Origin of the sequence: Micromonospora sp. NPDC048986, assembly GCF_040649335.1 — a bacterium.
GTDB classification, from domain to species: Bacteria; Actinomycetota; Actinomycetes; order Mycobacteriales; family Micromonosporaceae; genus Micromonospora; species Micromonospora alfalfae.
In genome coordinates, this window is the sequence record NZ_JBEZFJ010000020.1 from 94,606 (window position 1) to 103,815 (window position 9,210).

Genomic DNA, 9,210 nt, shown 5'->3' on the forward strand with positions numbered 1-9,210 from the left:
CTCGATTGGAAGGTCGGGTATCTCCCCTGTGGTGCCCGACCTTCCACCAGTACCCGCACCACCTCATTGACCTCAGGGCCGACTGGGACACCGTGTGCTGCCTGCGGCTGCCCACGCCACGGACGTTGGCCCGGTACCGGCTCACCCCGGACCGGTACCGGGAGCTTCGCGTCAAGCAGGAAGGGGTGTGTGCCATCTGCGGGAAGGGAACCTGGAACAGACCCCTGGTGATCGACCATGACCATGTGTGCTGCTTGGGGCGCAACAAACGCCGCACCTGCGGGGTGTGCGTACGAGGTCTGTTGTGCCCCGGCTGCAACGGCTGTTTGGGCGAGTTCGAGTTGTGGGGGCGCCTACCCGGACTGAACGACGGCGGCCAATGGGAAGCGGCGGCACGCACCTACCTTGACCGTGCTGGGTGCGACCCGACTGCCCCGCACCGGCGGCATGTGCTCGCCGACCATCACCGCGCTAACACCGCGACCTGGCCTCGGCCGTGCGGGTGTTTCCTGTGCGCACCGGTCAGCCCCGGCCCTTCGGCACGCGCAGCAGCCAGGAAAACGGCACCACTGCCGGGTAGTTGATCGTCACATGGGGATGCGGGTGTACTGACCCCCGATGACCTTCGCGATCTTCTCGCAGTCGGCAGGCGTGTCACACGAAGTGGTCCAGTTCTCCCCCACAGTCATAACCACATCAGCCACCCCCGCGAGGAGCTGGTGTTTCTTCGCCGGCTCCCCGGCCGCGTCGGCTTTGGTGGCGTAGATGCTCACGACCACCTCCGCGTCGCCGATGTAGCACGACCCTCGGGCAACAGCGCCGATGACGCCTTCGGTGGGGTCGTATCCGCCGCAGTTGATCCCACCGGTTTCGAGGGCGCCGACAAGGGCTTGCGGGGTGTCGTACCGGGTCGCGGCCGGAGTCTTGCTCGCGGAGGCGGCTTGGGTGGTTCCGGAGGTTGCTGGCGTACTAGAGCTACCCGAGTCGCAACCGGCGACCGCCCCGGCGAGTAGGAGCACAGCAACAGCGGTGAGGTGTCGTTTTGTCACTGTCGCAGTCTGCTGCGGGGTGATCACACCGGGGATGGGTCGTTCGGGCCGGGCAGGTGTCGGGTCGCAGACAGCCAGAGGCGGATTAGTACGCCTTCGAGCGGTGCACAACCTCGATCACAACAACAACCAACTCCCCGTCGATGATGTCGTACTTGACCCGGTAGTCCCCGACACGGATCCGCCACACACCCTGGGTCAACACAAGGCGGGAACCGGGCGGGTGAGGATCCTCGGCAAGCTTCCCCACCGCTGCGAGGATCCGCTTACGGATCGGTTTGTCGACGCTGGCGAGGTCTTTCTCCGCTGGTGGTTCCCACCGAACTGCCCAGGTCACCCGTACCGCCGGGTCATCTCTTCGTGGGACACCGACTCGTAGGTTCCGGCGGCGACCTGCGCCCGAATCCGGCTCACCTTCTCGGTCAGTTCGGGGTGGCTGTCGATGTCGTCCAAGAAGTCGATCAGTTCCTCACGGATCGCCTGCTGCGTGGCCGTGGACGGGGCCGGCACGGACCGAAGCAGGCCGAGGATGGTGTCTCGTGCGCGTTGCGGGTCGAGTTTGATGAGGTCCGTGACGACCTGCACAACCGCTTCAACTGCCTGTTGGTCGGCGGCCTGCTCGGGCGGGACGACGGCGGCGACGCGCTGCCCGGCGCGGGTGAGGTACACGACCTGGCCGTCAACGGCACGGTCGACGGCTTCGACGGGGGCGGTCCCGTGTTCGGGGACCTCGTACTCGTCGGGCTCGTATGCGTGGGCTGCGGTCATGTCCGGATGCTAACCGACGGCGGTGGGTTAGTTGCCCGGTTTCGGCGTGTTGTTGCAGGTGGCGAGCTTGTTGGGCGTGTCGGGACTACGTCACTGGCGCATCAGGTTCGGTCTTGCGCGGTTCGTAGTCCGAACGTTTCGGCATCCGTGCCCCAGGTCGCTTCAAGAACGCGCGTACGAGTCGGGCGATGACCTCGGCTCGGTTCCGGTCGCCGACGAGGTTGCCTAGCTCTTCCCAGTCGGGGTCGTCGATGCCGACTTGGCGTCTTGGCGTGGTGTGTCGGTCGACTGACCGGTCTTCCGTCATGGGTTGAGTATCGCATGGTGGACACCCACACATAGTGATCATGACCCATGCTTGGTAGACTTGGTGGACGTCCACCAACCCATACTGACCAGCCCCAGGAGGCGCATATGGCAAGCACCTCGACTGCCGCCAGTCCGGGCGGGTTGAACTTCGAACCTGAGGCCGCGACCGACGACGACTGGTGTTGCCGCAACTGCTCGGGCACGTACGACGAGGAGAGCGGCGAACACCTGGACGACCGCGAGTGCTGCTGCACCTGTCTCGGCTGCGAGTACGGGCCACGTGACGGGATGCTGATGTTCCCCGAGAGAGGGGCGCAGTGAACGACCAGCCAATGGGTGACGACGACACCGCAACCGCTACTGCCGCGTTGCGAGACCTGCTCGCCGAGACCGAGGCCACCCGACGCCACGGCGTTTCACTGGACGGGTACCGGAGCCCTGCTACCCGTGAGGTCTGCTACGCGGTAGCGGACGCGATGCTGCCCCTGTTCGCCGCCGACTGGAACTACGGCGTCGTATGGAACCCGGAGAAGCCGGGCGAGATCTTCGAGTGCGACGACCAGGACCACGCACGCGAGTGGAAGCGAGATCTACACGGATCCGGGCCGGCTGTGCGGATGCTCGCCGTCCGCCTTGCCGACCAGTCGTGGCAGCCGGTTCCCGAGAAGGTGAAGCCGTGACTACGCGGTACTTCCTGCGCTCCCCCAACGAAGCTGAGTTCATCGAGGTTTCCAAGGAGCGATACGTGGCTGCTGAGCGGGCGGCAGGGTTCCGGAACACCCTCGGGCAGCCGGACGAGCCGGCAACGAGCGCTTTCAACGCGGCAGACGGCACCCGTGGGACGACCGTTTTCGACCTGGCCGCAGCCATGCAGGCCGGGACGGTGTACATGGCTCGGGGTTCGACGCCGTGACCTGGGCGGTGTACACCTCCTGGGACCCGATCCCTGGTGAGACTGGTCTGGTTGAGACGGCCCAGACCTTTCCGGACTGGGCGACAGCTCGTAACGCCGCCCTTCATCTGACCTGTTGCAGCGGCACTCGCTACGTGTCCATTCAGGGACCGCAGGATGTGGTCGCGGCGGAGTATGACCGGTACACGAACTACTGGCGTGAGTACCAGTGGGTGTTCGGCCCGTGTGGCGCCGAGCGTGAGCCCGACGGGGACGTGTGTACCGGCGCGCTGCGTGGTCGGCTCGGGGCGCCGCAACTGCGCTGCAAGGTGTGCGGGGGATGGACAGGGACGCTCAGCCGCCCGGAGTGGTACGACCTACTGATAGGGGCCGACCGTGGCTGACGCCGTGGACCTGCGGCACCTTGCCCTGATTTTCGACCAGGGCCGGAAGGGTGCCGAGCAGGTCGGTGACGCCGGTCTTGCTCAAGCCTTGTGGTTCATGACTGAGGCCGCTGTCGGCTACCACCAGAACTTCGACGGCGGTGTGTGGAACCTCGAAGAGGACTTCGCGCAGCTCGTGAAACGGATCGGCCTGTGATGGACTCCCATCCGCAGGCTATCGAGGAGCCGTGGCAGACCTTCGACATCCTTCGGGCTGCCGCCGCGACGCTCCGGAAAGCCGGTAGCGCTGCGACGCCCGGCCCGTGGCGCACCCACGACACATACCTGAACACGGGCGGTTACACCGCGACCGTGTTGTCCGGGCCTCCGGGTCAGTCAGACCTGCGGGCGTGGCTACCGACGCTCTCCGGTAAGCCTTGGGATGAGAGGCGCAACGTCTGGAACGACGCGGCGTGGATAGCTCTCGTAGATCCCGACCTCGGCGAACTGCTAGCCGCATGGTTGGAGTCCGCTGCCCATGACGCCGAGGCCAACGGTGCGGACCCACACGCGATGGCTGTTGCCCACTTCCTACTCAGGGAGGACAACCGTGACTGACGTGACCAACACCGAACTACCCGATGGCCTGCTGGAATACTTCGCGGCCAGGGAGCGGCAACGTGCCGAAACCATCAACAAAGCCCTGGCCACACTCAGCCCATATGAACGCCGTCTTGTTCGTGAGGCTGCGGTTATGGGTTACGTCCGGGGTGCGATGGCCGGGAAACATCGGGAGGACGTCCCTGGGGATGGCGCGATCCTCGCCGAGGTGCTTGGTGCGTGTATCACCATGGGCGACCTGTACCCGTACCTTGCTGCCGCTTCTGAGGGTTGTCGACGCCGGGTGACGAAGTCTCGGCGGTGGCCCGGTGAGTAACGCCGACGGCTGGGGTCACTACGACGGGTGCCCGATGGCACGCCCGGAGATGTGCGACGGTCCCGAGGACTGCGCCTGCCGGGATCTGGCGGTCGAGTACGAGGCCGAACATGGGGCGAGCCCGTGGGTTTGGTACGACGCTCAGGAGGCGACGCGATGAAGGAGCCGTGGTTCGGGATGCTGCTCGACTGGCAGTGGGACCCGCAAACCGAACGCCACACCACCTGGCACAACGGGCGAGCACACCACATCGTGAAGGTCGACCGGAGTACCGCCGACGCGAACGGCGGCGGCATGCAACCTGGGTGGCAGATCTGGGACGACAACCCGAACCGGGACGAGAACCGGTGGAACGGGTTCGGGCCCGGACTCGGCCGAACCGTGGGGTGGGCGAAACGCTGCGCCGAGGCGTGGATCATCTGCCCGTACAACGACATGATGCAGTACCCGCAGTTGTCGCACGCGATCCGTGGCGGGTCAGCCCACTATGAGGGGTTGTCGATTCGGACCGAGGACGAGCTGCGGCGGTTCGCGGCGTACGACCGGGACCGACTGGCCGGGTTGATCCTGCCGGTGTTTCTCGGCTCGGGCGGCACTACCTCGATTCGGTGGCGGGCGCATCACCCGGACGGGCGGCTGATCTCCGGCGGGGACTCGTGGTCGGATGCGGTAACCGACCTGCGGGCGGCCGTTGTCGGCGCGGTGCTGTAGCGATGGCTGAGGCGACAGCGTTGCCTGCGTGCGGGATGACCCACGCCGAGCACCAGGCGGTGTGGCAGACGTGGCGGGACGACTGCGGGCACTGCGGGTACACCCAGCAGGATCCGGACCAGTGCCGGCGTGGTCACCCCGATGATGGGGTCGACTGGTGCGGGGCATGCGGGCACGACCGGGCCAGGGACATGGTTGACCGGGCTTTGGCGGGGATTGCCGATGCCCTGCGGATGCTGCACCCGATCACCGAGAACATCCGGCGGTTCAACCAGCGGGCGAGGGTGCAACGCATGTATCGGGCGTACGGGCAAAAGCGGGGGCACCGGTGATCACGACTCTGGCCGGGTGGTGGTCGCACGACGAATGCCGGCCTACCGCCGGCTGTCAAGGGCGTCCGCCGATCTGGTGCAACGACTGCGGTGTCTGGGATGAGCCCCTGGATTGGCGGCCGGTGACCTTGCCGTACGGGACACCGGAGTTGGAGTCTCACGGCCCGGCGGCGGTACGTGCTGAGATGCTGGACCGTCCTGATGATCGGGTGCGTCGGTGGATGGTCCGGGGTGCCCTTGGTGGGTGTGACGGGTGCGCCCAGTGGTATCGCAGGCAGGCACGGCTGTCCCGAATGCACCGGGCGTACGGTCGGAGACGGCGGTGAGGATCCTCTGCTGGTTCGGTCGGCACCGCTGGTCGTGCTATCTCATCCGACCGGACGGGCCGCAACTCGCGTTCCTCACCCACTGCCTTCGGTGTAGGGCGCAAAGAGTGACGTACGTGGGCACCCCCGAACCGCCTTGGCAGACACCAGTGGAGATGGAGGCGAAGCATGGCTGAGATCGAAATCCCGTACGTTGGCGGACCGCTCGGCTTAGCGAACGAACGGGATCTGCTCGCGGATTGGGAACTTGCCGACGGCACTGTTGAGGGCGTCTACGTGCACGAGCACCGGCCCGCCGCCATCCATTCCGACGCTGACCCGAACGAGGTTCACCGGTACGTGCTGTCCCGGCGGCGCGGGAAGTGGGAGTTCATTTACGAACCCGACCTGTCGGTCACGCTGGGCGATCTTGAAGCCGAGAAGGACGACACCCCTGACTCCCACTGGGTCGGCGACCGTGGGCAAACCTGGGGGCGGAAGTCCCTGTATGAGGATGTGCCCCAGCTGGCGGACCCGACCGACGCCGAGGTGCAAGACCTTGCCCAAATTTTCGCCCACCACCTCGGATTGTCCGCCAACTCCTACGGCCTGGCCCGGCTGATTCTCGACGCCGGCTACCGGAAGGTTGGCCAATGACTGGCAAGACTCCGAACGCGGACCCGCCTCCGCCCTGCGCAAACAAGGTACGGCTACGTGACCAGGAAGCAGCGGAGCGGTTCGCGGCGAAGCAGACCGAGCGGCATGGGCCAGCAGAGGCGTATCTGTGCGAGGACTGCAAGGGGTGGCACGTTCGCGATGTGACGAAACGCCGGAAGAAGCAGAAGGTAAAGAAGAAGGCGACTGATCCCGATTTTCGACGGAAGGTCCGGATCGCGTACTTGGCGAATCCGGTGAACAAGGCTCGCCGGAAGGCGGCGTACCGGGCAAATGTGAAAGCACGTAAAAAGGCGGAACGCGAAACTGCGCAGCACCCGGACGGCCCGGACCGCAAAGCCGACGAGGAGTAGAGCGGTGAGGCTCACCTACTTCGAGGGCTTCGCCGCTGCGCTTCTCGCCCAGCACCCGAATATCCGCCGGGTCCAGACTTTGGCCGAGGCGGGTATCACCGACAAGCCTCACGGGCTACGGGTCGACATCACCGGTGGCGGGTCGGTGCTGTTGCAGTTCGTGCGCACGTCCCCGTCCGACGGTGAGCGTCTGGACCGACCGGACACGTTCGACCCCACGTCCCTGCCACCGCTGACCCTTCCCGCCCCGTTCACCGGCCCTCTGAGGGTTGCCGACCTGGAACGGGACCTGGTTGCCCTCATTCGGCAGGCCGGGCACCCGGAGGTTGCCGAGGTTGAGACGTTCGCCGACTGGGGGCGGTCGTCCAAGCCCGCTGGGGTGCGGGTTAGGTTCAATGACGGGGCGGTGGTGTTCGTACTCTTCTGGCGCGTACTGGCCGCCGGCAGCAACCGCCCCGGCGCTGATTACGAGCTACCCGCCGGGGTGTGAGGGGTGACCTCGACGGCCAGCCGGTGCTGATGGAGTCCGCCGAGGCCACCGTCCTGGAACGTACGGGCACGGTCAGACACGACACCCGGTTGCCGGGGCAAGTAAGCTCATCCTGGTCACCCCGTCGGGGGGTGGCAAACAACTCGTTCCTGTAGGAGGAACCGATGGCGTTGAGCCGTTTGGCGCAGCAGTTCGCCGACGAGATCCGCAACCACGACTGGTCCGACGCCCCGTACCGGGCGGACAAGGCCGGTCACAAACGGGAACACGACACCAGCCGTGGCAGGCACAACGTCCCTCAGCTCGCGCCCGAGGAAACCGACACCATCCGGTTGAACGTCATGTGGGTAACCGCCCAGGTGCTCGCGTACAACGACCCGAACTTCGACGTGTATGAGTTCGCCGAGGCGTGCGGGGTGGACACGACAACGCCCTCTGGTCGGCCGAGGAGCGGTCACATCACGGCCGGTCTGCGAGGGGCCGCCTACCCGGGTAGCGGGTACGCTCGCCCCGGCAGCGACGAGGCATAGCAGTGACGGCGCCGGAACCAGTTCGGGTGCGGGCTGCTGTGTTCGGCTCGGACCGGTTCTGGCGTCACCTCAACCGCCTCGCGGACGACGCCGGGCATGAGGGTCACGTCCGGTGGCTCACTGGGCGCCTGGAACCGGACAACGCGTACACGCTGTGGTGCCAGCGGTGCGACACGGCCGTGATCGAGCTGGTCGTTGACCGGGAGCCAGCACCGGCGCCGTGACGAACCCGGCGCCTCGGCGCGTCGCCGTAGACCACCCCGCCGCGATGATCGAGACTGCGGGTATGCACGCACCTGACCCTGACTTGCCCCGCATGTACGTCACCATCCCAGGGGTGGAAGACCTGCACGCGGTGGTCGTGATGCTCCACGCGGCCGGCGCCGAGAGCACGGGCCAGCGTCGCGAGTTCGTTATCACGGCCCCGCTGACACCTGAGCAGGCAAGTGCGGCGTGGATGCTTGCCGGGCATACCGACAACGACGCCCCCATGGCTGTGCGCGTGGAACCCGAGGGTGACCTCGCTGCGGCACTCGACACCATGTGCCCCGGCGTGTGGGACGAGAACACCTGGACGGGGCCGGACGATGACCGGCTTGATAGCAACCGGTGGTGGGTTGAACAGCAGGCCGCTCGGGGCAAGCTTCGCCGGCAGGCTCACCTCCAACCAGCACCGGTTGCTATGCCGACCCCGGACGCTCCCCCGGCACCGCCGGCAGTCGAGGTACGCGAGGACGGGACGTGCTGCGGGACCGGTGGCCGGTGGGCGCCGAAGGAAGGCGAACCGGTCGTCAACGGCTGCCAGCTCTGCCCGAACTCGATGACGTACTGGCGGACAACCTCCACCGCTACTCGGTGATCACTTCGACTTCCTCAGGGATATGCCACAGCGGGTAACCTTCCCGCTCGCACTCCACGGTGATACGTACGGGCCTGCCCACGTGAAACCCTGCCCAGAGATCAACGGCATCCCGTAACGGTGGAGACGTTCGGTCCAGCAGGCACACAATGTCCTCACCCGCAAGGACTCCGTTAACAACCATGGTGCGGCCGTGCGCGTCAACGCCTTCGGCTTTGGGGGCGAACCGGTAAGCACCGAAGACGTGGTCCTTGGCACCGGTCCCACCTGCCGCTATCTGCATCAGGAGCAGCGTCATGTTGGCGAGCGTGCCTTGCTGGGGCCGGTCGTCACGGATCCTGACCGTGACCTTGGTTAGCTCGCGGAGCGCGTACGGTCCTTCTAGTCGAATTCGCAGCTCAGCTTGTTCGCTGTTGTCCTTCGCGACGCACACGAAGTCGAGTTGCGGGGTGAGCCGGTCCCATTGGCGTTCACGTTCGGATGCCTCCGCTACGTCGGCGGATCTTGTCGCCGCTTTGTTGGCTGAGTGCGCTGCCCTCCAAGCGAGGATCCCGGTGGCGGTGGTTGCGACGGCGGACACGATCCCGGTGATCGCTTCGATGTTCACCGGGGCATTC

Annotated in this window: 17 protein-coding genes; 13 read left to right on the forward strand and 4 right to left on the reverse strand. The window is 66.2% G+C overall.

Going from position 1 to position 9,210, the window contains the following annotated elements:
- Positions 1–92: 92 nt before the first annotated feature.
- Positions 93–584: an endonuclease domain-containing protein gene (locus AB0B94_RS31125; protein ID WP_357288916.1), complete on the forward strand. Its 492-nt coding sequence runs from the start codon at positions 93–95 to the stop codon at positions 582–584.
- A 3-nt stretch (positions 585–587) separates the two neighbouring features.
- On the opposite strand, the gene AB0B94_RS31130 is transcribed toward AB0B94_RS31125, so the two are convergent.
- Genes AB0B94_RS31130 through AB0B94_RS31140 form a run of 3 tightly spaced genes read right to left on the reverse strand, consistent with a single transcriptional unit; the run spans position 588 to position 1,817 of the window.
- Positions 588–1,076 (reverse strand): hypothetical protein, encoded by a 489-nt coding sequence (locus AB0B94_RS31130; RefSeq protein ID WP_357288793.1) that lies wholly within the window; start codon positions 1,074–1,076, stop codon positions 588–590.
- A gap of 58 nt (positions 1,077–1,134) precedes the next feature.
- Positions 1,135–1,386, reverse strand: coding sequence for a type II toxin-antitoxin system RelE/ParE family toxin (locus AB0B94_RS31135; protein ID WP_357288796.1), 252 nt, complete (start codon positions 1,384–1,386; stop codon positions 1,135–1,137).
- Entirely contained in the window at positions 1,383–1,817 is a 435-nt protein-coding gene (locus AB0B94_RS31140; RefSeq protein ID WP_357288800.1) for a hypothetical protein, read from the reverse strand. The genes AB0B94_RS31135 and AB0B94_RS31140 overlap by 4 nt, the downstream gene beginning before the upstream one ends.
- 414 nt (positions 1,818–2,231) lie before the next feature.
- Between AB0B94_RS31140 and AB0B94_RS31145 the strand changes: the two genes are divergently transcribed.
- The 12 genes from AB0B94_RS31145 (at position 2,232) to AB0B94_RS31200 (ending at position 8,593) form a co-directional block, all read left to right on the forward strand.
- Positions 2,232–2,447, forward strand: a complete 216-nt coding sequence (locus tag AB0B94_RS31145) for a hypothetical protein (protein WP_357288805.1) — start codon at positions 2,232–2,234, stop codon at positions 2,445–2,447.
- The gene (locus tag AB0B94_RS31150) at positions 2,444–2,806 is read left to right on the forward strand and encodes a hypothetical protein (RefSeq protein ID WP_357288808.1); all 363 of its coding nucleotides are present in this window, start codon (positions 2,444–2,446) and stop codon (positions 2,804–2,806) included. The genes AB0B94_RS31145 and AB0B94_RS31150 overlap by 4 nt, the downstream gene beginning before the upstream one ends.
- Entirely contained in the window at positions 2,803–3,039 is a 237-nt protein-coding gene (locus AB0B94_RS31155) for a hypothetical protein (protein ID WP_357288811.1), read from the forward strand. Before AB0B94_RS31150 ends, AB0B94_RS31155 begins: the two co-directional genes overlap by 4 nt.
- A 375-nt stretch (positions 3,040–3,414) precedes the next feature.
- A complete protein-coding gene (locus AB0B94_RS31160) occupies positions 3,415–3,618 on the forward strand; it encodes a hypothetical protein (protein ID WP_357288815.1) in 204 nt (67 codons plus the stop codon).
- Positions 3,618–4,019 (forward strand): hypothetical protein, encoded by a 402-nt coding sequence (locus AB0B94_RS31165; protein ID WP_357288818.1) that lies wholly within the window; start codon positions 3,618–3,620, stop codon positions 4,017–4,019. Before AB0B94_RS31160 ends, AB0B94_RS31165 begins: the two co-directional genes overlap by 1 nt.
- Positions 4,012–4,338, forward strand: a complete 327-nt coding sequence (locus AB0B94_RS31170; RefSeq protein WP_357288821.1) for a hypothetical protein — start codon at positions 4,012–4,014, stop codon at positions 4,336–4,338. Before AB0B94_RS31165 ends, AB0B94_RS31170 begins: the two co-directional genes overlap by 8 nt.
- A 156-nt stretch (positions 4,339–4,494) precedes the next feature.
- The gene (locus AB0B94_RS31175; protein WP_357288824.1) at positions 4,495–5,049 is read left to right on the forward strand and encodes a hypothetical protein; all 555 of its coding nucleotides are present in this window, start codon (positions 4,495–4,497) and stop codon (positions 5,047–5,049) included.
- A gap of 826 nt (positions 5,050–5,875) precedes the next feature.
- Positions 5,876–6,343 (forward strand): hypothetical protein, encoded by a 468-nt coding sequence (locus AB0B94_RS31180; protein WP_357288827.1) that lies wholly within the window; start codon positions 5,876–5,878, stop codon positions 6,341–6,343.
- Entirely contained in the window at positions 6,340–6,714 is a 375-nt protein-coding gene (locus AB0B94_RS31185; RefSeq protein ID WP_357288830.1) for a hypothetical protein, read from the forward strand. The genes AB0B94_RS31180 and AB0B94_RS31185 overlap by 4 nt, the downstream gene beginning before the upstream one ends.
- 4 nt (positions 6,715–6,718) lie before the next feature.
- Entirely contained in the window at positions 6,719–7,204 is a 486-nt protein-coding gene (locus AB0B94_RS31190; protein ID WP_357288834.1) for a hypothetical protein, read from the forward strand.
- Positions 7,205–7,368: 164 nt separating this feature from the next.
- Positions 7,369–7,734 (forward strand): hypothetical protein, encoded by a 366-nt coding sequence (locus tag AB0B94_RS31195; RefSeq protein ID WP_357288837.1) that lies wholly within the window; start codon positions 7,369–7,371, stop codon positions 7,732–7,734.
- A gap of 337 nt (positions 7,735–8,071) precedes the next feature.
- On the forward strand, positions 8,072–8,593 hold the full coding sequence (locus tag AB0B94_RS31200) for a hypothetical protein (protein WP_357288841.1): 522 nt from the start codon (positions 8,072–8,074) through the stop codon (positions 8,591–8,593).
- Here the strand turns inward: AB0B94_RS31200 and AB0B94_RS31205 are convergent.
- The gene (locus AB0B94_RS31205) at positions 8,583–9,200 is read right to left on the reverse strand and encodes a hypothetical protein (RefSeq protein WP_357288844.1); all 618 of its coding nucleotides are present in this window, start codon (positions 9,198–9,200) and stop codon (positions 8,583–8,585) included. The genes AB0B94_RS31200 and AB0B94_RS31205 overlap by 11 nt on opposite strands.
- Positions 9,201–9,210: the final 10 nt, after the last annotated feature.